Below are 23,394 nucleotides of genomic sequence, written 5' to 3'. Positions count from 1 at the left end.
CGTGCCGATCCCCGCGATCGGCCTCCCATCGCCCGACGAAACCGGAGTACCGCATGCCTTTCGCCACCACCTCCCCTCGCCGCCTCGCTGCCGGCCTCGCCGCGGCAACCTTGCTGGCGGGAGGTTCGCTCGCGATGGTCGCACCGGCCGCGCAGGCGACGACACAGGCTGTCTGCACCTCGGCAGTGGACAGCAAGGTGGACTACGAGGACAGTGCCGGCCGGCTGGCAGCGACCGTCTACGACTACCGGTCGTCGAACGGCGACTACACCTGCGTCAAACTCGTTGCCCGAGGCATCTACAACGGCATGAGCAAGTACATGAGCCTGACGGTCTGCGCCGACGGCAACAACTGCAGCACCGACGCCGGCACCTTCAAGCAGTACGCCGGCCCGATCAACAAGAAGGACTTCTGCGTCTCGGTGCGCAGCATCATGCGCAATTCCGCCGGCGCCACCATTGTGGACGACCGGATCGCCATGGGTTCCTGCGACTGATCGGTCGACGACGAAGCGGTGGGATCGATGCCGGTCCCACCGCTTTTCGCAGCCCGCAGCAACGAGCGCAGCCGAGAGGGATTCAATGGACGAGATGGTGCTGAAAGCCCAGAAATGGGTGAATGCGACCTACGGAGGCGTCTCCGGGTACGTCGCCGCGCCCGAGACGGGCAAGACCGGTTGGGCGACGATGTACTCGCTGACCCGGGCTCTGCAACACGAACTCGGGATCACGGCGCTGTCCAACAGCTTCGGCCCCGGAACGCTCAGCGCGTTGATCGCGCACGGCGACATCGGCGCCGATGAGCCGAACCAGAACCTGGTGAAGATCATCCAGTGCGGCTGCTACTGCAAGGGCTACAACCCGGCCAGTATGGACGGCAAGTACGACAAATACACGGCACTCGCGATCAACCTGATGATGAACGACCTGGGTCTGCTCGGCCGGGTCAACGGAAAGCTCAGTCCCAAGGTGTTCAAGGCCCTGCTGACGATGGACGCCTACGTGCTGCTGGGCGGCGGCCTGGAGAGCATCCGGACCGTTCAGCAATGGATGAACAACCGCTACTACGACCGGGCGCCGTTCTTCATGATGCCGTGCGACGGGCACTTCTCCCGGGACGTGCAGAAGGCACTGATCTTCTCGCTCCAGTTCGAGCTCGGCCTGACCGACACCCAGGCCAACGGCACCTTCGGCCCCACCACCCAGGCCAACCTGAAGTCTCAGGGTCTGGTCCAACAGGGCTCGTCCGACGGCGCCAAGCAGTTCGTCCATCTCTTCCAGGCCGCGATGCTGTTCAACAACTACGACAGTGGGTTCGACGGAAACTTCAGCGGCGACCTGGCCGGCGAGGTCGGGCTCTTCCAGAAGTTCTCGATGCTGCCGCAGAACGGCCGGGGAGACTTCCAGACCTGGGCCCAGTTGCTGGTCAGCACCGGAGATCCGGACCGCCCCGGAACCGCCTTCGACTGCAGCCTGGACTACATCACTCCGGAACGGGCGGCGACTGTCACCGCAGCGAAGTACGAGACGGTCGGGCGCTATCTGGCGAACGTGCCGGGATCCACCAAGAACAAGAAGATCCAGCCGGGCGAGATCGCCACGATCTTCGACGCCGGTCTGACCCTGTTCCCGATCTACCAGGCGAACGGCCGGGTGGTCACCGACTTCACCTACACGCAGGGTTTCGCCAACGCGCTGGAAGCCCATGACGCCGCGCGCGGCTACGGATTCGAGCCGGCCACCACGCTGTACTTCGCGGTCGACTACGACGCCACCCAGGACGAGATCGAGAGCAACATCGTTCCGTACTTCCACGGCGTCGAGGCGGGGCTGAGATCACGCGGCAAGGTCTACGCCCATGGCGTCTACGGATCGCGGAACCTGTGCGCCCAGGTGAGTTCGGAGACGTACGCGAGGTTCAGTTTCGTCAGCGGGATGTCGACCGGTTTCAGCGGCAACATGGGGTTTCCGCTGCCGCCGAACTGGTCCTTCAACCAGATCCAGACGCTGACGCTCGGCTCCGGCACCGGCAAGATCGACATCGACAAGAACGTCCGCTCGGGGCGCGACCCAGGGGTGCGGTCGATCCGGCACGATGTCCCCGTACTTGCGGAGTTCAACACCTACCTGACCGCCTTGTACGCGGCGGCACTCGACTTCGCCCACGGTGAGGACCAGGGTGCGGACCGGGCGATCGATCTGACGCTGCGGTACCTGCGGCTACCGGAGTACAACGACGCGTACTGGCTCGCCTACTTCCGGCTGCAGCCCGCCGGCGGGCCCTTCACCGCGGTCGCCGATGCCGCCCTGGCCCACGCCGGGTTCCCGACCCGGATGGGCTACTTCACCGAGCCGATGACGTTCGCCGATCTCAAGGTGACGCACTGGGCGGCGTCCATCGAGTCCGCCCGGACCTGGTCGGACCTCGATCCGGCCGACGAGGCGCACTTCGGTGACCTCGGTGGCTGGGGTGGTGACCTGATCACCTTGTTCGCGGAGTACTGGCGGGTGCGGGAGCAGAACGCCGACGCCTACGTCTGGATTCAGAACAACCTGGGCAAGATCGGCATCGACAACTCGTTCGACAACCGCAATCTGCTCGAGGACATCGACAGCTTCAACCTGGCCCGGTTGCTGCAGGCCAACGGCTCGTTCTCGGCGACGGTCAAGTCCTACTACACGGTCGCCGCGAACACGGCCGAGGTCCGGGTCGCGAAGAGGTTCCGGAACTTCTTGTCCGGCCGGTTCGGGAACAACCAGCAGTCGGTCGCCGACGCCGCCTTGTTCCTGCTGACCGACCCGCTCTACCAAGCCCTGCGGGCCGCGCTGGCCAGAGACATCCCGGACATCTGGGGCGAAGCCACTCACCGGAACACGATCAAGCGATTCTGCTCCGGATTCGCCGACACCCTGCTGGCCCGGACCGGGAACGAAAAGGCGTTGTTCGCCCGAGCGGCCGAACGGCAGCGGCAGCAACTGGAGAGGGGACGACGATGACCACGACAGACCATCCCGACGCAGGCCGGACCGGTTTCTCCCGACGGTCCGTACTCCGGGCCGGAGCCGCCGCGGCCGCCCTCGCAGCGATCCCTGAAATCACAGCGGGGTCGGCGTCGGCCAGCCCGTTGCTGGCGGCAACTTCCGGAGACGCCCAGCCGTGGTCTCCGGCCGGGCGCTCGGTCAGCGCCAACGGCTGGCCGATCGGTTCGTCCGTACGCCGGTCCGTGGTCGGGATCGAAGGGTCGGACGCGACGGTCGAGCTGCTTGGCCGGGCGGATGTCAGCGCCGTACTGCTGCATGTCGCGCGTCGCTTCCACTACGAGGTCGCCGCATTGCCGCCCGGGGGAATCGCCGGATTCCGGCCGCCGGCCAAGTTCGCTTCGCAGCACCAGAGCAACCACTGCTCAGGTACGGCGATCGAGGTGTTGCCGGGGCACTATCCCCTGGGCGTGCAGGGAGGGCTGTACCCCTGGCAGGTGACCGTCATCCGCGACATCGTGGCTGAGTGCCGTGGCGTGGTCCGGTGGGGCGGCGACTATCCCAGGACTGCCGACGAGGGGCATTTCCAGATCGACGTCGCTCCCGGCGATCGCCGGCTGGCAGACCTCGCTGCCGTCTTCACCGGTTACGTCGACCAGCCGGGGTACGGACCGGGTACCGGTGAAGAGTTACCGTTCACGGCCAGTAGCCTGAGGCGCGCCGCAGCCTTCCAGCGTCAGCAGGGTGTGGTGTCCTGACCATCCGTGTCGGGCTCGGACGAGGTGGAGGCGAGGCTGCGATGGCGAGCGCGAACGGCCGGCCGGTCTGGGGGATCCTGGGGCTGGTTGTGGGGCTCGGGTCGCTGGTTCTTGGCGTGGTTGTCTACGCGGTCTTCGCCTTCCTCGTCTATCACCCGATTCGTAGTGACGCGGCGGCCTGCGAGGACGCCAGGCCGGGCCCGCCTCGGGCGCAGGCTCCCGTTGCGGAGCCGGGGTTCTTTCCGATCAGTTCTCGGTGCAGGTGGCCGGGGAGTGAGGCCGAGATCGAGCTGGTGTCCGCCCGGACGACGGTCATTCCGCTGGTACTGATCGGCCTCGGCCTGGGGTCGATGGCAACCGGCGGCGTGATCGTCTCCCGCCGCCCGACCCGGAAGCCGGCTTGAGTCAGCGGCGTCGGCGAGGTTCAGGGGTGGGGTGGCTTGTTCGACTGGGGAATATCGGATGGGGCACGATGGGGGTGTGAAGGCGCCTAGGTGGAAGGTTGCGCGGCGGGGGTTTTGTGCGCAGAAACGGGCGTCTGGTGGTGGCTGAGCGGGCGGCCGAGGATGAGCAGCCGCGGCGGGCTCGGCGGGCCAAGGCGGGGGCGGTGCTGGGGGTTCGGTGGCGGCCGGATGTCACCTTTCGGGAGACGCTTGGGTGGTGGTTGGTCAGCCGGGTCGGGATCTTTGTGCTGTCGATCTCGGCGCCGATGTTGTTCAACCGGGGGACGGACTACCCCAATGTGTGGCACGCCTGGTTGCAGTGGGATGTGTGGCACTTCAAGGCGATCGCGGAGTTCGGGTACAACCATGGAGAGCCGTCGGGGGCTCCGTTGGCGGCGTTCTTTCCGGGGCTGCCTTATCTGATGCGGGTGGTCGGTTGGACCGGGATCGGGCCGGTGGCCGGCGGAGTGGTGGTCTCGCTGGTGGCCAGTGCGGTCGCGGGGGTCTACCTTGCGCGGCTGGCGCAGTACGAGTTTCCGCAGTTGACCAATCTCGGGCCGAAGGCGGCGCTGATCTGGTTCGCGGCGCCGGTCGGGGTGTTTCTCGCGGCGCCGTACACGGAGGCGTTGTTCTGCGCCTTCGCCTTCCCGGGCTGGCTCGCGGCCCGGCAGGGGAGGTGGGCGCGGGCGGCGCTGTTCGTCGCGCTCGCGTCGACGGTCCGGGTGTCGGGCATCTTCCTGATCTTCGCGCTCGGCGTCGAGTTCCTCACTTCGAAGAAACGCGACTGGTACTCCGTGCCGTGGCTCGCGTTGCCGCTCGTGCCGGTGCTCGGCTTCATGGCGTACCTGAAGCAGATCCACGGCTCCTGGTTCGCCTGGCAGGAGGCGCAGGAGAAGGGCTGGGCACGCGAGTTCACCAAGCCGTGGATCTCGCTGATGCACACCGTCGAGGCCGCGACCAAGGGCCACTTCGCGGCTGACCGCAGCGACTGGACCTGGATGTTCCGGGCAGAGCTGGTCGCGCTCGCCGTCGGGCTGATCCTGCTGGCCTGGCTGCTCTGGCGCCACTCCTGGGGCGAGGCCGCCTGGGTGGCGAGCACCATCGCCGCCTTCGTCACCTCGTTCTGGATCTACTCCCTGACCCGCGCCACCCTCCTGTGGTGGCCGCTCTGGATCGGCCTGGCGGTCCTAGCCGAACGAAAACCCTGGCTAGGCCGCCTCTACCTGGCGGTGGCGGTACCCCTGGCAGCCATCTGGGCGGCCGCCTTCTTCACCGGCCGCTGGACCGGCTGACACCCAAATCTGTCCAGGATGTGGACAGATTTGGGTCAAGGCAACCTAAGCGGAGTGCTGCTCGTCAGTACTGGTGTTGGGGTGGCAGGCCGGGCGGGGTCGCCACCCCTCCATAATTTCCCGGCGGAACCTCTCAGGGGCAGGTTCCGCCGGATTTTTCTGTCTCCGGTCAGCCGAAGTTGCGGTCGATCGGCTGGGACGGGGTGACGCTCGGCTTGGTCTGGGCGACCCGCTTGTCGCTCGGGTGGGTGCCCGCCTCGACGCCCTTCAGCGTGCCGAGCAGTTCGAGCTCGGACAGCGTCACGCCGGTAGCGCCGGCCGCCGGAGTCATCACCAGCCGGTACTGCGTGTAGGCCTTCGGCGCGGCCACGCTGAACGACCGCGTGTACGCCGGGAAGGCCCACGACTCACCAGCCCGCTTGTCCACCTCGGTCCACGTGGTCCCGTCGTTCGAACCCTCCAACGTCCACGCCGACGGCGCGACCCCGGTGTTGCCGCTGGTCAGCGTGTACATCGTGACCGGCCGGCCCTGCTGCAGCTGGACGGAAACGGTCGGCGTCGCGCCGGTCAGCGTGACCTGCTTCTTCGAGTCGTTGTCGGTCAGCGCCGAGACGTCCACTCCACCGGCCGAGGTCACCGCACCGGTGTCCTCGGTCGAGTCGCGCCACGTCTTCGGGTCCTCGCCCGGAGTCGTGATCGACGGCGGGGCGTCGTTGCGGCCGGAGCCCCAGGTCGACGGCTGGTCCGTCATGTCGAACTCGATCTTGCCGCCGCTGGCGATCAGGTCGTGCGGCAGGTTGGTCGAGGTCCACGCCTTGCCGTTGACCTTGACGCCCTTCACGTACTTGTTCGTCGCACTGTTGTTCGGCGCGCTGATGGTCAGCTTCTTGCCACCGGACAGCCGGACCGTCGCCTTGGTGAACAGCGGCGCCCCGATCGCGTAGTTCGGCGAGCCGACCTGCAGCGGGTAGAAGCCGAGCATGCTGAACAGGTACCAGGACGACATCTCGCCGTTGTCCTCGTCGCCCGGGTAGCCCTGGCCGATCTCGGAGCCCAGGTACAGGCGGTCGAGCACCTCACGTACCTTCTCCTGCGTCTTCGACGGCTGACCGACGAAGTCGTACATGTACGCGATGTGGTGCGACGGCTGGTTCGAATGCCCGTACTGGCCCATCCGCACGTCCCGCGCCTCGAGCATCTCGTGGATGGTGCCGCCGTAGCCGCCGGTGTGCAGCGCGTCTTCCGGAGTACTCCAGAACTCGTCGAGCTTCTTCGCCAGACCGTCGCGGCCGCCGTACAGGGCAGCCAGGCCGGCGCCGTCCTGCGGGGTCGAGAAGGCCATGTTCCAGGCGTTCGTCTCGGTGTAGTCGTGACCCCAGTCCATCGGGTCGAAGGTGGTCGGCGAGTTGCCCCAGGTGCCGTCACCGTTCTTGCCCTGGAAGAAGTTCAGCGCCGGGTCGAACAGCGTGACGTAGTTGCGCGCGCGGTTCAGGTAGTAGTCGTAGTTGTCCTTGTACTCCTGCTTCCGCGGGTCGTTGCTCTTGGCCGCGTCGTACAGCGCCTTCGACAGATTGGCGATGCCGAAGTCGTTGATGTAGCCGTCCATCGACCAGCTGAAGCCCTCACCGGTGGTGTTGGCCGTGTAGCCCTCGAACACCGAGTGGTCGAGCCCCTTGCGCCCGACGTTGTCCGTCGGCGGCCGGACCGCGGCGTTCTTCAGCGCCGCGTCGTAGGCAGCCTGTACGTCGATGCCCTTGATCCCCTTGAGGTAGGCGTCGGCGAAGGCCACGTCCGAGCTGGTACCGACCATCAGGTTGGCGTAACCCGGCGAGGACCAGCGCGAGATCCAGCCGCCGTCCTTGTACTGCTGGACGAACCCGTTGACCAGATCGGCCGCGTCGTCCTGCGAGAACAGGCTGTACGCCGGCCAGACCGTCCGGTACGTGTCCCAGAATCCGTTGTTCACATAGGTCTGGCCGGTGACGATCTTCGACCCGGTGGTCGTCGGCGTGTCCGCACCGACCTTCGGCGAGGTCGGCGACGCGTAGCTGATCACCGGCTTCGAGGCGGTACCGGTGTTCTCCGAGCCGTTGTTCGGGTAGAGGAACAGCCGGTACAGGTTGGAGTACATCGTGTGCAGCTGGTCGGTCGTCGCGCCGTCGACCTCGATCGTCGACAGCTTGGCGTCCCAGGCGTTCTGGGCCGCGTTGCGGACCTTCTCGAACCGGCTGCCCTCGGCGAGCTCCATCTCGAGGTTCTTCTTCGCCTGAGCGGTACCGAGCAGCGAGGTGGCGATCCGCAGCTGGACCTGCTTCACCGACGGGCCGAAGGAGAAGTACCCGCCGACGTTCGCACCGCCGCCGTTGGAGAGCTTGCCGCTGGCAACGACCTTCTGGTCGACGACGCCGTAGACGAACAGCCGGCCGGCGCCGGTGGACAGGCCGCTCTTCACGTCGCTGTAGCCGGTGACCACACCGGTCGCGGCGTCGAGCGTCAGGCCGCCGAGGTTGCTGGTGTTGTCGAACACCAGCGACGCCTTGCCGGCCGGGAACGAGAACCGCATCATCGCGGCGTGGTCGGTCGGGGTCAGCTCGGCGGCGTTGCCGTTGTCGAAGGTGACGCCGTAGTAGTACGGCCGGGCGATCTCGTTGTCATGGCTGAACGCCCAGGCCCGAGCATCGCGGTTCGCCGTCGGCGTGTCGGCCGTCGACGGCATCACCTGGAAGGTCTGCCGGTCACCCATCCACGGGCTCGGCTCGTGGCTGACCGAGAAGGCCTGGATCTCCGGCTTGTTCTGGTCGTTGTTGCCCTTGGCGTAGTCGTACAGCCAGGAGATCGAGCCGGCGTTCGTCACCGGCGTCCAGAAGTTGAAGCCGTGCGGGACGGCGGTCGCCGGGAAGTTGTTGCCCCGGGAGAAGCCGCCGGTGGAGTTCGTGCCGCGGGTGGTGATCGCCAGGTCGGACGGGTGGTGCCGGGCGGTCAGCTGGGACGCGGCGTCCGAGGTGGTCGCCTTGCTGATCCGGATGTCGTCGATCCAGCCACGGAAGTCGGCCGGGCCGGACGGCTTGTCGTAGCCGACCAGGATCCGTTTCACCGTCTTGCCGGCCGCGACCTTGCCCAGGTCGGCCTCGATGTTGTTCCACTGGTTCGTGGACAGACCCTTGGCGTCGCCCTGACCGCGCGGGCTGAGCTCGAAGCCGTGGTGGTCCTTGGCCTTCAGATCGCTCAGGTAGGTACCGTCGGAGAACGCCAGATCCACGGCGGCGAAGGTGCTCGGGTAGCTCAGGTCACCCTCGACGTGCTCGGGGAAGATCTTGTACCCGAGCTGGGTGTCCGGGCCGACGGTCAGGTCGACGTCGGCGATCTTGTTCCAGGTGTAGCCCCGGCCCTCGGCGGTCTGGCGACCGGCGTACCGGAAGGACTTGACGCCGGTGAAGCCGGTCCGGGCGCGGGCGTTGTACGCGCTGGTCGGGCCGGAGTCCAGGCGCGACTCGGCCGTCTCATCAGGAGGCGGCAGCGGGGCGCCGTTGGACAGGTACCAGTCGGCCAGCTGGACGATGTCCTCGCCGTGGTTCAGCGTGACGTCGAACTTGAAGAACTTGTACGCCGTCTCGTTGGAGAAGCTGTACTCCTTGGTCTGGAACCGGTCGGCGAAGCTCTCGCCGGTCCGGGTGTCCAAGGTGGTCCAGGTCGTACCGTCGTTCGAGCCCGAGACGGTCCAGTTCTGCGGGTCGCGGCCGTCGGCGTCGTTGGCCGAGGTCAGCGCGTACTTGCGGATCACGACCGGCGCCGACGTCTCGTAGGTCAGCCAGCCGGTCGGCTCGAAGACCAGCCACTTGGTGAACTTGTCGCCGTCGGCCGCGTTGGACGCGATCTCACCGCCGCCGGTGTTCTCGCCGTTCGCGGTCACCTTGGTGACCTTGTCCATCTCGCTGCCGCCGATCCCGGTCGGCGTCGGGCCTTCGACGCCACCGGCCCGCGGCTGCCCGTCGGGGCCGGTCTCGACCGCGTCGGTGTACCCGGGCTGCGGCTGGCCCGGCTCGAAGGAGGTGTAGAAGCTGGAACCGGAGACAACCGGCTGTGCTTCGGCGGCCGAATTCTCGGTAGAGCCGGCACTCGCTGACGTGGAGGACATGGCAGACATTGTCACAACAAGCCCGACGGCCGTGACGAGCCCCAGGGGGCGGCGGAGATCCATCAACGCTCCTTGCACGACGAGACCGGCGTACGGCGATGGCCGTGTGCCGGAGATTTACGCGGCCCCGATGACAAGGTTGTCAGCCCGCGTCCGGGGTGATCTTCCCCATCATCGTCACCCCTGGTCAAGGGTTCGTGGCGGACCGCTTCCGGCCGTCGGCGAGTTGGACCCTCACCGGTAGGTTGCTGCTATGGACGGATTCGACGACAGGGTGCTCGTGACGGGTGCCTCGGGCTTCATCGGGCGGGCCGTGGTGGCTGCGCTCCGAGCACGAGACCTCCCGGTGACAGCGGTCGACCGGGAGCCGCCGGATGCGTCGTGGGCCTCCGATGACGGCATCACGGCGATCACCGGCGACCTGGCCGAGCAGGAGGTCTGCATCGCGGCCTTCGAGACGCGGCCGCGGGGGGTTGTGCACCTGGCGGCGCTGACCTCGGTACTGCGCTCAGTCGACGCCCCGATGCGTACCTTCGCCGAGAACGTCACCATCACCCAGGTGCTGCTCGAGCTGTCCCGGGGCAGTGGCGTCGACAGCTTCGTGATGGCCTCCACCAACGCCGTGGTCGGCGATGTCGGCACCGAGACGATCACGGCCGACCAACCGCTACGCCCGCTCACGCCGTACGGCGCCACGAAGGCAGCGGGCGAGATGCTGCTCTCGGCGTACTCCGGCAGCTACGGGCTGGCCACGGCTGCCCTGCGCTTCACCAACGTCTACGGCCCGGGCATGTCGCACAAGGACAGCTTCGTGCCGCGCATGATGCGAGCAGCCCTCGCCGGTACCGGGGTGAAGGTCTACGGCGACGGCAAGCAGCGCCGGGATCTCGTGTACGTCGATGACGTGGTCGCCGCGGTGCTCTTGGCCCTCGACACTCGCTTCGACGGTCGCGCGATCGTCGGCTCGGGCAACTCGGTCTCCGTGCTCGACCTGGTGGAGACAGTGCGCGCGGTGACGGGTGCCGAAGTACCGGCTGAGCATGTGGAGGCACCGGCGGGCGAGATGCCGGCAGTGGTGGTCGACGTGTCCGCCAGCGCGGAGACGCTCGGTTACCGGCCCACGGTTTCGCTGGAGGACGGCTTGGCACGGACTTGGCAGTACTTCCAAGCCCAGTGAGAAGGGCTCTCCGGACGCACTGGTTGCTCGCCATCTTCCTGGTGGCGGGCCTGGTACTGCGTGTCCTGGCGACCGTCGCCTACCGGCCGGCGATCATCTACACGGACTCGGTGCAGTACCTGACCAACATGAAGGAGCTGCGCCCCGACCAGCTCAACCCGATCGGCTACGACTTCGTCCTGAAGCCCCTGGTCGACCTGGGCGGCCTCACTGGTGTGGTGATCGTGCAGCACCTCGCCGGGCTGGCCATGGGCGTCGCCATCTATGCACTGGCCCGCAGACTGACCGTCTACAAGTGGCTAGCTGCTCTGGCCGCCGCACCGATTCTGCTCGACGCCTACCAGGTGCAGATCGAGCAGAACATCATGGCGGAGACCACCTTCGACGTACTGCTCGTCGGGGTGCTCTGGCTCCTGCTCGGCTGGGGCAAGCCAGGCTGGAAGCGGGCGCTCGCGGCCGGGCTCCTCCTGGGCGCCGCCTTCGTCGTACGGACCATCGGCATCACCCTGATCGTCACCGCTGTCCTGTACCTCGTAGTGGTCGGCTCCGACTGGCGTCGCCACCGCGGCCGCCTCGTACTGCGGACCGCTGCCGCCCTCGCCGGGTTCGCTCTGGTTGCCGGCTCCTATATCGGCTACATCCACAGTGAGACGGGCAAGTGGGCCATCTCCGGTGCGGAGAACCAGGTCCTGTACGGCCGGACCGCAGTGGTCGCCGACTGCGCCAAGCTGCCGCTCAACGAGGGCACCAAGCTGTTCTGCCCGACGGAGCCGCTCGGCCAGCGGCTGGGCGTCGATAAGTACGCACACAACCGCTACGGCGACCCGAACTGGCCAGGACCGCTGCCACCCGGTACTACGAAGCAGCAGCTGGCGCAGGAGTTCAGCGCCCTGGTGATCAAGCATCAGCCGGTCGATGTCGCGTGGGCTGCCTTCGAGGACTTCCTCAAGGGCTTCGCGCCGACCCGGACCACCTCGCCGGATGACGTACCGCTCGAGCGGTGGCAGTTCCAGCTGACCTATCCCAATCTCGAGGACTCTCACACCGCTGAGGCGTCGCGGGAGTGGGGTGGCCAAGCTCCACACGTCAATCACGGCCCGGCCGCTGTACTGCGCGCCTATCAGCTCAACGGCGGCTACACGTCGGGTCTGGCGCTAGGACTCGCCGTACTGATCGCCCTGGCCGCTGTGGCCGGCGTTGGTCGAGCTAAGCAGTCCAGGCTGCGCTCGGCTGCCCTCCTGCCGGCTGCAGCAGGTGTGCTCCTCTTGCTCGGGTCGGCCGCCTTTGAGTTCTCCTGGCGCTATCAGTTGCCGGGGTTGGTGTTCTTCCCGCTCGCCGGAGCTATCGGGTTGCGAGCGATCCTCGGCAAGGATCAGGCTCGGCCGGCGCTGGGGAGTTATCCGGAGCAGACTGATTCGGAGGCGCTGGACGATTTTCAGGCCAGGCATGGCGTTGTGGCTTTCGCGCCGGTCGTTGTGGTGATTGCTGCGTACAACGAGGCTGGTGGCATCGGCGCCGTGCTGGCGAACATGCCCAAGACCTGTGCGGGGATGCCGGTCGATGTGCTCGTGGTGGTCGACGGGGCTGAGGACAACACGGCGGAGATCGCTGCAGCGCACGGTGCCTACGTTTGTGTTGCCCCGCGCAACCGTGGGCAAGGCGCAGCTTTGAGACTTGGCTATCACCTTGCGGGGCAGGGCGGAGCGGAGTACGTCGCTACTACCGACGCTGACGGGCAGTACGACAACGACGAGCTCGACGTGTTGCTGCAGCCGATCCTGGAGGGTAAGGCCGACTTCGTCACCGGGTCGCGACGGTTGGGTGCCGAGGATGCGGACAGTCGGCTGCGCTGGCTGGGGGTGCGCGTTTTCGCTGTGCTGGCGTCGATCCTGACGCGTCGGCGCCTGACCGACACGTCGTTCGGGTTCCGCGCGATGCGGACAGCCCTTGCCTGCAAGGTGACGTTGCGCGAACCGCAGTACCAGTCGTCGGAGCTGCTGCTCGGAGTACTGGCCAGTGGTGCTCGGGTGGTCGAGTTGCCGATGACCATGCGGCGCAGGGGAGACGGTACGAGCAAGAAGGGGCCGGGGCTCGTCTACGGCGCCAACTATGCGCGGGTGATGACCACTACGTGGCTGCGGGAGTACGTGCCACGCACAGTACGGTTTGGCCGAAAGGAACGCGCACCCGACGCTCGACCGCCCGCGTGACCGGTACTACAACGCGGTCGTAGACCGCCACCAGCTTCGGATTGGGCGCGGTGCTGCCGCCGCGTCGGACCGCTGCCCACCAAGCGATTCCGCCCAGCAGGTTGACCGGCTTGGCGACCTCCACGGTCAGGCCTGCCCGGAGTACGGCGTCGCTGACGGTGGCCGGCGTGTAGCGGCGGAAGTGCCCGACGCGACGGTCGAACTCGCCGTACAGCTGCTGGTACCCGGGCACCCACAACACGATGGTCCCGCCGGGCACGACGAGTTTCGCCAACGCGGCCAGCGCGCCGGCGTCGTCCTCGATGTGCTCGAGCACGTTGATCGCGATCACCGACTCGACCGGCTCGGCCAGTTCAAAGTCATTGCCTAAAGCAAGTTGTCGGGCCTCGACCTCGGGGCGGTCGCTGAAACGCTTGTCCAGCAGGGAAACCGCGCCCGGATCGGCGTCGGTGACAACTAACCGGTCCAGACCGGTGAACTCGGCCGCGAACTCGCCGAGTCCCGCACCCACCTCGAGCACGGAGCGTCCGCAGTACGGCGCGATCAGTTCTCGTTGATAGCGGCGATACCGCGGCTGGTCGGCGCCGCCCTGCTCGAGGGCGCGCCCGGTGGCGTTGCTGAAGGCTCCGGCATGTTCTTGCATCCAGCCCATTCTGCATCGTCCGCCCCAACCGTTGCCGCTGCGACCGAATTCACAGGAGATTGCCAGCTTCCACGCAGGTGAATCCTGCACTGGCTGGGTACACATGACAGGACAAAGGCAACATTTCCGTCCGGAAGGTGGTTGGTCCGTGCGCGTTCTCGTCCTGGGTGGTGACGGTTACCTGGGGTGGCCGACAGCACTGCATCTGTCCGACAGCGGACATCAGACAGCGGTGCTCGACAACTTCGCGCGGCGAGGTTACGACCGTGAACTCGGTGTCGACAGCCTGGTCCCGATCGAAGACCTCGACACCCGGGTCGCCGCCTGGCAAGAGGTGTCCGGGCAACAGATCACGGCGTACACCGGTGATCTGTGCGACGCCGACTTCCTCTACCGGGTACTTCGTGAGTTCCGGCCCGAGGCGATTGTGCACTTCGCCGAGCAGCGGGCCGCTCCGTACTCGATGATCGACCGGCAGCACGCCGTGTACACGCAGCAGAACAACGTGATCGGCACCCTCAACCTGATGTACGCCATGGCCGAGATCGACCCGGACATCCACCTGGTCAAACTCGGCACGATGGGGGAGTACGGAACCCCCAACATCGACATCGAGGAGGGCTGGCTGGAGGTCGAGCACAACGGGCGCAAGGACCGGATGCTCTATCCGAAGAAGCCGGGCTCGTTCTACCACCTGAGCAAGGTGCACGACTCGCACAACCTGGAGTTCGGCTGCCGGGTCTGGGGACTGCGCGTCACCGATCTCAACCAGGGCGTGGTCTACGGCCAGCAGACGCCTCAGACGATCCGGGATCCGCGGCTGGCCACGCGGTTGGACTACGACGCCGTGTTCGGCACGGTGCTGAACCGCTTCGTCATCCAGGCTGTGCTCGGTGAGCCACTGACCGTCTACGGCACCGGCGGCCAGACCCGTGGCCTGCTGGACATCCGGGACACCATCGAGTGCATCCGGCTCGCGGTCGAGAACCCTGCGGACGTGGGCGAGTTCCGGGTCTTCAACCAGATGACCGAGAGCTACTCGGTCGGCGAGATCGCCGAGAAGGTGGCCGAGTGCTTCCCCGGTCCGGTCCAGGTCGACCACCTGGAGAACCCGCGGGTCGAGCAGCCGGAGCACTACTACAACGTCAAGCACACCGGCCTGGTCGGCCTCGGCCTGCAGCCGCACTTGCTGTCGGAGACGCTGATCGAGTCGCTGTTCCCGATCGTTGCCGAGTACAAGGATCGGGTGAACCTGGAAGCCCTGCTCCCGACCGTCCGCTGGCGCGGCGGTCTCAAGGCCGGCTGAGGCTCGGGCTGTGAGTTAACGGGTGCCGGTGACCATGAGGATCGGCGCGATGCCGAGGAAGCGATCGCGCCGGCCTCGGTCGGCCTGCTCGGCCAGCCAGCCGTCGGCGTCCTCTCGGGTGATCAACGCCTTCTTGACTGAAGCCGATGCGGCCTCCGCCAGGTCATCGGCCAGTTGCCCGTAGTCGGTGGTCACCCGCGCGTGGACCCTGACCTCCACCTCGTCGAACCCGGTGCCGAGGAGGAGATCGCGATAACTCCGCGCGGCCCGCGGCGCCACCCATCGGGACTCCAGACCGAGGCCGATCACGTCGGTCAGATCCTGGTCGTCGCTGTCCAGCATCAGGAAGCCGTAGTCCTGGCCGATCAGCGCGATCCGCCCGCCAGGGCGTAGTACCCGCTGGGCCTCCGCCAAGGTGGGCAGTGGATCGGGCAGGAGGTGGAAGAGGTTGGCGGCGTGGTAGCCGTCGACCGATTCGTCCTCGAGCGGCAGGTCGCCGGAATGTGCCACGTGAAACACCGCCCCCGGTGTGCGCGCGCTCGCGGCGGCGATCACCGCGGGATCCGGGTCGACACCGATCGCCTTCACGTGCGCGCGGACGAGCTCGGCGGTGGCGCCCCCGTCGCCACAGCCCACATCCACACAGGTGTCCCCGGCGCCGAGCCGGAGGCCGGCCAAGAAGTTGTGTTCAGCCATACAGCCAAGGCTCGAACTTCAGGTGCACCTGAAGTCAAGCCCGGGCTCAGTCCATCGAGATCTTGTCGAACACCGTGGTGGTGAAGCGGACGTCGACGCCCACCTCGTCGCCGACGGCCGGCGGCGCCACTGAGGACGGCAGGAACAGCATGCTCGCCTGCATGTGCGGCGGCTCGGCGAACCAGCGTTGCTTGCCCTCTATCGTGAACGGCGACAACGCCATCCCGGCGGCGTCCAGACTGCCCTTGGCCATCGCGATCGCGCGCTGCCGGACGGTCGCCGCCGCGGTCGGTGCCTCCAGGCCGACGCCGTGGGCGGTACCGCCGGAGACCACCAGAATGTGCCCGTCGCCGGCCACCCGGCGCTGCCGGTAGCCGACACGTTCGCCGCGGCGGACCGAGTGCACGTCGAGCACGGTCGCCCGCACGGTGAACGCGCCACGGTCACCGAGCCAGAGGCCGGTACCCATCCGGAGCTTCACGTTCTCGCCGATGTCGGCGAGCTTCTGGGCCGGTACGTGCGACACCCAGACCGGTCCGTTGCGGACCGCGCGGGCGGCGCGACTGAGCTCCTGAGCCTCCCTGATGTTCGCGGACGTACCGCCCGCGCCCATCGGGAAGTGCAGCGACCAGCCCTCGAACTTGATCCGGTCCAGCGCGTTCAGCAGCATCGTGTGGCGCAGTTCGCGGGCGCCGATGCCGTGCCGCCGCATCGACGTCTGGACCTCGATCAGTACCCGGCTGCCGGCCGGGATCGAGACCAGGTCGGCCAGCCGGCTGACCGTGTGGATGACGTTCTTGCCCTGCGGGATCTCCAGGAACGGCCGCCACGGCGTGAGCACCACGACGTCGTCCTTGAAGTCCGGCGGGACCTCGTTGTACGTCCCGACCGCCACCGTCCGCGCGCCGAGCGCCCGGGACTCGGCCAGCAGCCGGGTGTTACCGACGCCGTACCCGTTGCCCTTGGCGACCGGGACGATGTCGGGGTTCCACGTGGAACGTAGATGGTCGCGCCATCGATCGGAATCGATGTGCAGGATCAGGGGCATGTTGTCATCGCCGTCTCATGTAGAGGTCGAATGCGGTGTAGAGCGCCTTGTTCAACGGCAGATCCCACTCACCGACGTACTCGACGGCTTCGCCGCCGGTGCCGGTCTTGAACTGGATCAACCCGACATGCGAGTCGTTCGGGTCCAAGGTGTCGGTGATGCCCCGTAGGTCGTACACGAACGCGCCGGAGTTCAGCGCGTCGCTCATCATTCGCCACTGGATCGCGTTCGATCCACGGACGTCTCGCTTCGCGGTCGAGCTGGCACCGTAGGAGTACCAGGAATGACCGCCCACCCGGACCCAGATCGTCGATGCGACCAGATCGCCCTCGTGGTAGGCGTTGTAGAGCCGGAAGTCACAGCAGTCGGCCGGCTGGGTCGACATCGCCTCGTACATCTTCTGGAAGTACGGCAGCGGCCGGGGGGTGAAGTGGTCCCGCTCAGCCGTCTCGACGTACAGCGCGTGGAAGGCCTTCAGGTCCTCGGGCGTGCCCAGGGTGACCTCGACGCCCAGCTTGGCCGACTTCTTGATGTTGCGCCGCCACTGCTGGTTCATCCCGGTCAGCAGGTCCGCCTCGGTCTTACCGGCCAGCGGCACCTGGAAGACGTACTGCGGTTGGCCGGCCGCGAATCCCTCGACCGCCCGCGGCGCCTTCCAGCCCAGCGCGCGCAACTGGGCCGCCACGGTCGCGCCGGACGGCTCGATCACATCCGGGCGGACATCGCCGAGCTTGGGCTGCTGCCCACCGGCGATGGCGTCCTTGATCGTCTGCGCGTGCCAGCGCCGCATCGGCACCGGCGGCCCCATCCGCAGGCCGAAGGCGCCCTGCTCCTGACAGTGCGCGGCCAGCGGGCGGAGGTACCGGCCGAGGTCGATCGCGTCCCAGTCGATCACCGGGCCCTCGGGCAGGTAGGCGAGGTAGCGCTTGACCTTCGGCATCTGGCGGTAGAGCACCAGTGCAACGCCCAGCAGATCGTTCGGAGCCGCCGGATCGAACCAGCCCAGTGACTCGGCCTTCCACTCGCTCTTCACCGCCGCCCAGCCAGGGGTCTGCAGGAAGCTGGCCGAGGGCTGCGCCGCGAGATAGGCGGCGTGCTGCTCGGCGGAGATGGTCCGGATGCTCAAGTCACTCACGGTCGGTCAGGTTACCGGCCCGAGGCGCCAGACCGTAGCCGAGCCGGGAACCTGACCGCTGACCGCTCAGCTGATCTTGATCAAACGGGACCCGTGCGCGGGCACGTTGGAGGCTGTCCAGCTGTTGTTGAAGCTGCCCAGATCCGCACGCGCCACCAGGTCGCGGACGGTCTTGATGCCACTCAGGCCGAGGGAACTCCAGCTCACCGTGATGTTGGTGCTCGACGATCCGAGGTTGTAGACGGCGGCGTAGGTGACACCATTGATGATCTTCTTCCAGACCTGTGAATTGCCCGAGGTGATGCGGGTCGGCAGCACGGCCGCCTGGTCGACCGCGACCACCTCGGGGTTGGTCAGGATCGCAATGGCCGAGTTGTCCATCCAGTAGACGTCGCCACCGACGTACAGGGGAGCCGACGCCATCGACCAGAACGTCATCACCGATTGCCGCTCGGCGTCGTTGATCCCGTCCTGCAGCGCGCTGCCGGTGTTGTTGTTGATCGGCATCGAGTCCAGGTCGGGCAGGTAGCTCGAGGTGAGCTTGCTCAGCCAGTTGGGCAGGTCGTCCCACCGGTCGTCGACCGAGCCGGTCCAGGTCGACGTCGTACCGCAGTAGCACTCGACATCGGTATCGATCCGTACGCCGTTCGCCCACGGCCGGAGTCCGTCGCCTGCCGCAAGGTCGACCGGCCAGGCGCTCGCGGTCAGCCAGATCGAGCGGCCGGACTGGTCGATCGCCTGGGAGATCGCCTGGATGTCGGGCACGTTGTCGGCGGTCACCCCGTCGACCTTGAGGAAGTCCACGCCCCAGGAGGCGTACTTGTTGATGATCGAGTTGAAGTACTGCTGCGCACAGGGCTTGCTGTAGTCGACCTTCCAGTTGCCGCCCCACTTGTTGGTGGGCGTCAGCGGCAGGACGACGATGTCGCGGACGGTGCAACTGGTACCGACGATCGGTGCGCTCTTGTTGTACGCCTCTTGCTCCAGCCCGGCGGCCATGTAGATGCCGGCCTTCAGGCCCTTGCCGTGGATGTAGCTCGCGATCCCACTGATCCCGCTCGGGAATCGGGCCGGATCAGGATCGGGGATGCCGTTGGCGTCGCTGTGGAAACTCCACGCCGTCGTCGCGTTCCAGCCGGCGTCGATGTTGATGTAGCTGTACCCGGCCGACTTCAGCTTGGTCGCCACCGCGTCGGCGGCGTCCTTGATGTGCGCCTCGGTCAGCCACGCCGTTCCGTACGTCGGCCGGGTGGTCGACTCAGCGCTCCAGCTGCTCCAGCCCATGAAGGGCTTGGCGAAGCTGGCCTTGGCTTCGGTGGTGGTTCTGGCTTCGGCGGTTGTACCCGGCGAGAGTGCCGCCAGGAGCGGCAGGAGCAGGGCGATTCGCAGTACACGAGTGGAGATCATCGGGGCGGTCCCTCCATCGAGAGCAGATAGAGGGACCGTACGACCGTTACTTAACTCTGGCAAGAAATACTTTGACTATTCAGCGAGCAGGTCGAGCGAGACCTCCCAGAGCAGAGTCGCCACCTCCGGGTCGAGCGCCGCCTGCGCCGGGGTCGGCTAGGTTCGGGGCATCGGATAGGCGTCGAGAGGGGGATCGGGATGGGTGCCACCAACGAGCGGCCGCTGCGGGCGGATGCTCAGCGCAACCGCGATCTGCTGCTCGACGCCGCCGGCAAGGCCTTCACCGACTGCGGCCCGGACGCGACGCTCGAAGGCATCGCGAAGAACGCCGGTGTCGGCATCGGCACGCTCTACCGGCACTTCCCGACCCGGGAGGCGCTGGTCGAGGCGGTCTACCGCAGCGAGCTGGCTGCAGTCTGCGGGGCTGCGCCCGAGCTGCTCGCCGCGATGCCGCCGGTCGAGGCGACCCGCGCCTGGATGGATCGCTTCGTCGACTTCATGACCCGCAAGATCGGGATGGCCGACGCGCTCCGGGCGCTGATCGCCTCCGGCGCGGATCCGTACGCGCACAGCTTCGAGCTGCTGGTCGGCGCGATCCAGCCGCTGCTCGAGGCAGCCGCCGCGGCCGGCGAGATCCGCCCGGACTTCGCCGCCGACGATGTGCTGATGAGTCTGAGTGGGGTTGCGCTCGCCGCGAGCTCCAACCGCGAGCAGGCGGGCCGCTTGCTCGACCTGCTGATGGACGGCCTGCGGTACCGCGCCTCCTAGGGTGAGGCCATGCAGAAGGTGGCGCTGGTGACCGGGTCGACCTCTGGGATCGGAGAGGCGACGGTACGCCGGTTCGCCGCCGACGGTCTGGCTGTGGTGGTGCACTCCCGCAGCAGTCGGGATGCGGGGGCCGCGCTGGCTTCCGAGCTGGGTGGGTCCTATCTGCAAGCTGACCTGTCGCATGAGGACGAGGCTGTTGGGTTGGTGCCTCGCGTGCTTGCGGAGTTCGGGCGGCTCGACGTACTGGTGAACAACGCCGGCATCAGCTGGCCGGTGCCGCATGCGGAACTCGATGGGTTGTCGGCGGCTGATTGGCGCCGCCTGCTCGAGGTCAATCTGATTGCGCCTTGGCTGCTCTGTACTGCGGCGTTGCCGGCGCTGCGCGAGTCAGGCGGGGCGATCGTCAACGTGACCAGCCACGCCGGCGTCCGCCCCAAAGGCAGCTCGATCGCCTACGCGGCAACCAAGGCCGCCCTCAACCACGTCACCAAACTTCTGGCCGCCGCCCTCGGCCCCGAGGTCCGCGTCAACGCAGTGGCCCCCGGCCTCGTCGACACCCCGATGACGGCCGACTGGACCGAGGCCCACGATCTGTGGAGAACCATCAGCCCGATGGGCAGAGCCGCCAGCCCCGCCGACGTCGCCGACTTGATCGCGATGATCGCCGCGCATGACTACCTGACCGGCGAGGTCATCGTGCTCGACGGCGGCCTCAACCTGCGCTGAGTTGTGGCGCAGGAGGTTTGCGTTCGTCCCGGGTAATCGGGCGTAAGGCGGGAGTAACACCGCTGGGTCCCGGGTCGGGAGATGGTCGCCAGGAGAGGTCCCCGCCAAACGAACGGAACCGTCGATGTCAATCCTCGTATCACGCCGGATCAGCGCAACACTCCTCGCCGGGCTCGCCGGCACCGCCTTGCTGCTCACCCCCGCCGCAGCGGCCTCATCCGTCACCGCTACCACCACAGACCGGTCCGGCGACGCCAGGATCGTGCTGCGCAACGTTCCGACCGCCGACCTGCTATCTGCGAACGCGCAGTTCGACGAGAGCACCGTAACGGTGTCCTTCGGCCTGGGGGCTGCGCCGACCGCGGCGCAGCTTGCCACCGGCAACTACACGTTCACCAGCACGATCGCGCCGGGACTGTTCGTCCGCTTCGACACCGAGGCCCATCTGTACGGTGACAACCGCTCCGGCGAGGAAGAGCCCACGGCGGCGTGCCTTGCGTACTTCGGACCCGAAGGACCTGGCCTCAGCACGGCGGTGCTGAGCGGCGCCACCACCCTGTCGGCCACCTTCCGGCGGGCTGACGTCAATGCCGCCGCCACCTGCTTCCACGGTGGAACTCTGGGAGCCGGAAGCCGGGTCCAGGTCGTCGATGCTGCCTCCGAGTACCGCGACCCGCCCCGCGGCCTGTTCGGTGGCGGCATCGCCCGCGACACGGCGGCCTCCGGTGCCGCGGTAACCCTGGCGAACTGACCCTCGCCCCAAATCCGGAGGACGCCCGGACACCACCAGGTCCAGGCGTCCTCTCGGCGCACCACGCCGGCCCCCGCAGCATGAACCTGTGCCGGCAGTTTGAGTCCCTGAACGTCGGTGGCGGATCCTAGGATCGGCCGGTGCCGTCATTGAGTCAGGACTTCCGGCGGCTGTGGGCCGCTTATGCAATCAGCGCGATCGGGAGCGGGATCGGGTACGGCGCGCTGCCGTTGATCGCGGTCCTCGTGCTCGATGTGAGCACCTTCCAAGTCGCGCTGCTGGCGGCGTTGTCGGCGTTGGCGGGTGCCGCGCTGGCGTTGCCGATGGGGGACTTCATCGAGGAGCGCCGCAAGCGGCCGGTGATGATCGCTGCGGATGTGGTGCGGTTCGTCGCGTTGCTGAGCGTGCCGGTCGCGGTCGTCTTCGATGTGCTGACTTATCCACAGCTGTGTGTGGTCGGAGTAGTTCAGTCGGCGGCGTTGATCGCGTTCACGGCGGCGAGTGGTGCGCATCTGAAGGTGTTGGTGCCGGCCGCGGGGCGAGCCGAAGCGAACGGTCGGTTCGAGTCGACCACCTGGACGGCTTTGAGTGTCGGGCCGCCGATCGGTGGCGCGCTGGTCAGTCTGGTCGGTGCTCCGCTGACGCTGGCGATCGATGCCGTGTCGTATCTGTTGTCCGCCGTCGGGGTTCGGCGCATTCGCTCAGCTGAGCCGGAGCCGGTCGCGCGGCAATCGAAGCGCGACCTCACCGCCGGGTGGCGGTACATCTGGCGTGAACGCGGACTCCGGTCGCTGTTCTGGAACTCGCAGCTGTTCGGTGGTCCCTTGATGATGGTGTCGCCACTGCTGCCCGTGCTCATGCTGCGCGACCTGCACATGCAGCCGTGGCAGTACGGGCTGGTCGCCGGGGTGCCGTGCCTCGGTGGTGTGGTGGGGGCTTGGCTCGCACCGCGGTTGACCCGTCGGCTCGGGCTGCACCGGATGCTGCTGGTCTTCGGCGTACTACGGACGCCGTGGTTGCTGTTGCTGCCCTTGGCGACGTCCGGGGTGGACGGGTTCGTGCTGCTGATCGTGGCCGAGACGGGGCTGCTGGTTGCGGCGGGCGCCTTCAACCCGTCGTTCGCGACGTACCGGATGGAGGTCACGCAGGACGGGTTCATGGCGCGGGTGGTCGCGTCGTGGTCGATCACATCGCGGTCGGTCCAGCCCGCGTTCATGGCGGCGGGCGGAGTACTGGCCGGGTTGACCAGCCTGCGTACGGCGATGTTCGTCGCGGGCGGGATGTGTCTGGTGTCTGCCTTCGTGCTGCCGTGGCAGTCGGCTAGATCAGCTCCATTGCCTGAGCCAGCCTGACCAGGTTGCCCATCACGCCGTGGTTGTCGTCCATCGCGTCGAGGTAGGCGATCGCCTCGTCCGGGGGCAACACGAGCACCTCCGTGACCTGTTCGCCGTCCTCCGGATTGGTCGGCAGGCCGTCGACCACGACGTCGACGACGTAGTTCGCCCAGTACGAGACCGGGTGCGGCAGATGCGGCCGGTACGGCGCTGGCCGGCGGTGATCAGCGCGGTGGCCGCCGAGCCAGATGAGCGGGCCGGTGAGGCGGGCGCCGGCCTCTTCGAGCAGCTCGCGCTCCACCAGGGTGTCGATCGTCTCGTCCGGCTCGCGGGTGCCACCGGGCAGGAACCGCCAGCCGAGGTCGTTGGCGCAGACGACGATGCCGCCCTCGGTCCGGCCGACCACGTGCGCGTTGCTGATCAGCTCGTCGGCCGGCTGCTCGGTGGTGAACTGGACGTCGAGCTCACCCCAACCCCAGTGGCCGGGGGCGTACAGGTCGGGAAGTCGGTCGGCCCAGGTCTGCATCGGGCCATTCTCGTCTGCCGCTGGTGCACCGACGGCTTGCGGGTCTGCGGTACCGTCCGG

General features: G+C 67.4%; 19 protein-coding genes. 12 read left to right on the top strand and 7 right to left on the bottom strand.

The genetic code is table 11. The features are described from left to right. Nucleotides 1-53: 53 nt before the first annotated feature. The 5 genes from OHA70_RS11140 (at nucleotide 54) to OHA70_RS11120 (ending at nucleotide 5,472) form a co-directional block, all read left to right on the top strand. Nucleotides 54-497: a hypothetical protein gene (locus OHA70_RS11140; protein WP_328331339.1), complete on the top strand. Its 444-nt coding sequence runs from the start codon at nucleotides 54-56 to the stop codon at nucleotides 495-497. 85 nt (nucleotides 498-582) lie between these two features. Then, nucleotides 583-2,997, top strand: a complete 2,415-nt coding sequence (locus tag OHA70_RS11135) for a glycoside hydrolase domain-containing protein (RefSeq protein WP_328331337.1) — start codon at nucleotides 583-585, stop codon at nucleotides 2,995-2,997. Next, the gene (locus OHA70_RS11130) at nucleotides 2,994-3,737 is read left to right on the top strand and encodes a M15 family metallopeptidase (protein WP_328331335.1); all 744 of its coding nucleotides are present in this window, start codon (nucleotides 2,994-2,996) and stop codon (nucleotides 3,735-3,737) included. Before OHA70_RS11135 ends, OHA70_RS11130 begins: the two co-directional genes overlap by 4 nt. Before the next feature lie 41 nt (nucleotides 3,738-3,778). Continuing rightward, nucleotides 3,779-4,141: a hypothetical protein gene (locus OHA70_RS11125; RefSeq protein WP_328331333.1), complete on the top strand. Its 363-nt coding sequence runs from the start codon at nucleotides 3,779-3,781 to the stop codon at nucleotides 4,139-4,141. Nucleotides 4,142-4,257: 116 nt separating this feature from the next. Then, the gene (locus OHA70_RS11120) at nucleotides 4,258-5,472 is read left to right on the top strand and encodes a mannosyltransferase family protein (RefSeq protein ID WP_328331331.1); all 1,215 of its coding nucleotides are present in this window, start codon (nucleotides 4,258-4,260) and stop codon (nucleotides 5,470-5,472) included. A gap of 169 nt (nucleotides 5,473-5,641) precedes the next feature. On the opposite strand, the gene OHA70_RS11115 is transcribed toward OHA70_RS11120, so the two are convergent. Further along, nucleotides 5,642-9,607, bottom strand: coding sequence for a GH92 family glycosyl hydrolase (locus tag OHA70_RS11115; protein ID WP_328331329.1), 3,966 nt, complete (start codon nucleotides 9,605-9,607; stop codon nucleotides 5,642-5,644). A 253-nt stretch (nucleotides 9,608-9,860) separates the two neighbouring features. Here OHA70_RS11115 and OHA70_RS11110 point away from each other — a divergent pair, with 253 nt between their 5' ends. Both OHA70_RS11110 and OHA70_RS11105 read left to right on the top strand, forming a co-directional pair. Next, nucleotides 9,861-10,784, top strand: coding sequence for an NAD-dependent epimerase/dehydratase family protein (locus tag OHA70_RS11110; RefSeq protein ID WP_328331327.1), 924 nt, complete (start codon nucleotides 9,861-9,863; stop codon nucleotides 10,782-10,784). Further along, nucleotides 10,781-12,994, top strand: coding sequence for a glycosyltransferase family 2 protein (locus tag OHA70_RS11105; protein ID WP_328331325.1), 2,214 nt, complete (start codon nucleotides 10,781-10,783; stop codon nucleotides 12,992-12,994). Before OHA70_RS11110 ends, OHA70_RS11105 begins: the two co-directional genes overlap by 4 nt. On the opposite strand, the gene OHA70_RS11100 is transcribed toward OHA70_RS11105, so the two are convergent. Then, nucleotides 12,912-13,637, bottom strand: a complete 726-nt coding sequence (locus OHA70_RS11100; protein ID WP_328331324.1) for a class I SAM-dependent methyltransferase — start codon at nucleotides 13,635-13,637, stop codon at nucleotides 12,912-12,914. The two genes, OHA70_RS11105 and OHA70_RS11100, sit on opposite strands and share 83 nt — an antisense overlap. A 148-nt stretch (nucleotides 13,638-13,785) precedes the next feature. Between OHA70_RS11100 and OHA70_RS11095 the strand changes: the two genes are divergently transcribed. Further along, nucleotides 13,786-14,943 (top strand): NAD-dependent epimerase/dehydratase family protein, encoded by a 1,158-nt coding sequence (locus tag OHA70_RS11095; RefSeq protein WP_328331323.1) that lies wholly within the window; start codon nucleotides 13,786-13,788, stop codon nucleotides 14,941-14,943. A gap of 15 nt (nucleotides 14,944-14,958) precedes the next feature. On the opposite strand, the gene OHA70_RS11090 is transcribed toward OHA70_RS11095, so the two are convergent. The 4 genes from OHA70_RS11090 to OHA70_RS11075 form a co-directional block, all read right to left on the bottom strand. Beyond that, nucleotides 14,959-15,639 (bottom strand): methyltransferase domain-containing protein, encoded by a 681-nt coding sequence (locus tag OHA70_RS11090; RefSeq protein WP_328331321.1) that lies wholly within the window; start codon nucleotides 15,637-15,639, stop codon nucleotides 14,959-14,961. A 46-nt stretch (nucleotides 15,640-15,685) separates the two neighbouring features. After that, nucleotides 15,686-16,687: an alanine racemase gene (locus tag OHA70_RS11085; RefSeq protein WP_328331319.1), complete on the bottom strand. Its 1,002-nt coding sequence runs from the start codon at nucleotides 16,685-16,687 to the stop codon at nucleotides 15,686-15,688. Nucleotides 16,688-16,691: 4 nt separating this feature from the next. Continuing rightward, nucleotides 16,692-17,822: a lipid II:glycine glycyltransferase FemX gene (locus tag OHA70_RS11080; RefSeq protein WP_328331317.1), complete on the bottom strand. Its 1,131-nt coding sequence runs from the start codon at nucleotides 17,820-17,822 to the stop codon at nucleotides 16,692-16,694. Nucleotides 17,823-17,888: 66 nt separating this feature from the next. Continuing rightward, entirely contained in the window at nucleotides 17,889-19,229 is a 1,341-nt protein-coding gene (locus tag OHA70_RS11075) for a glycoside hydrolase family 27 protein (RefSeq protein WP_328331315.1), read from the bottom strand. Between the two features lie 198 nt (nucleotides 19,230-19,427). On the opposite strand from OHA70_RS11075, the gene OHA70_RS11070 reads away from it, so the two are divergent. The 4 genes from OHA70_RS11070 to OHA70_RS11055 all read left to right on the top strand — a co-directional run bounded on the left by OHA70_RS11070 (nucleotide 19,428) and on the right by OHA70_RS11055 (nucleotide 22,826). After that, entirely contained in the window at nucleotides 19,428-19,997 is a 570-nt protein-coding gene (locus OHA70_RS11070) for a TetR/AcrR family transcriptional regulator (RefSeq protein WP_328331313.1), read from the top strand. 9 nt (nucleotides 19,998-20,006) lie between these two features. Beyond that, entirely contained in the window at nucleotides 20,007-20,723 is a 717-nt protein-coding gene (locus tag OHA70_RS11065; protein ID WP_328331311.1) for an SDR family NAD(P)-dependent oxidoreductase, read from the top strand. A gap of 124 nt (nucleotides 20,724-20,847) precedes the next feature. Continuing rightward, nucleotides 20,848-21,474, top strand: coding sequence for a hypothetical protein (locus OHA70_RS11060; protein ID WP_328331309.1), 627 nt, complete (start codon nucleotides 20,848-20,850; stop codon nucleotides 21,472-21,474). Between the two features lie 140 nt (nucleotides 21,475-21,614). Continuing rightward, nucleotides 21,615-22,826, top strand: coding sequence for an MFS transporter (locus tag OHA70_RS11055; protein ID WP_328331307.1), 1,212 nt, complete (start codon nucleotides 21,615-21,617; stop codon nucleotides 22,824-22,826). Here the strand turns inward: OHA70_RS11055 and OHA70_RS11050 are convergent. Next, nucleotides 22,795-23,334 (bottom strand): NUDIX domain-containing protein, encoded by a 540-nt coding sequence (locus tag OHA70_RS11050; protein ID WP_328331305.1) that lies wholly within the window; start codon nucleotides 23,332-23,334, stop codon nucleotides 22,795-22,797. The two genes, OHA70_RS11055 and OHA70_RS11050, sit on opposite strands and share 32 nt — an antisense overlap. Nucleotides 23,335-23,394 lie beyond the last annotated feature (60 nt).

This window comes from Kribbella sp. NBC_00382, from assembly GCF_036067295.1.
In the GTDB taxonomy this organism is placed as follows: domain Bacteria; phylum Actinomycetota; class Actinomycetes; order Propionibacteriales; family Kribbellaceae; genus Kribbella.
Note: the sequence above shows the minus strand (reverse complement) of the source record. Positions and strands in the feature narration are given on the sequence as shown.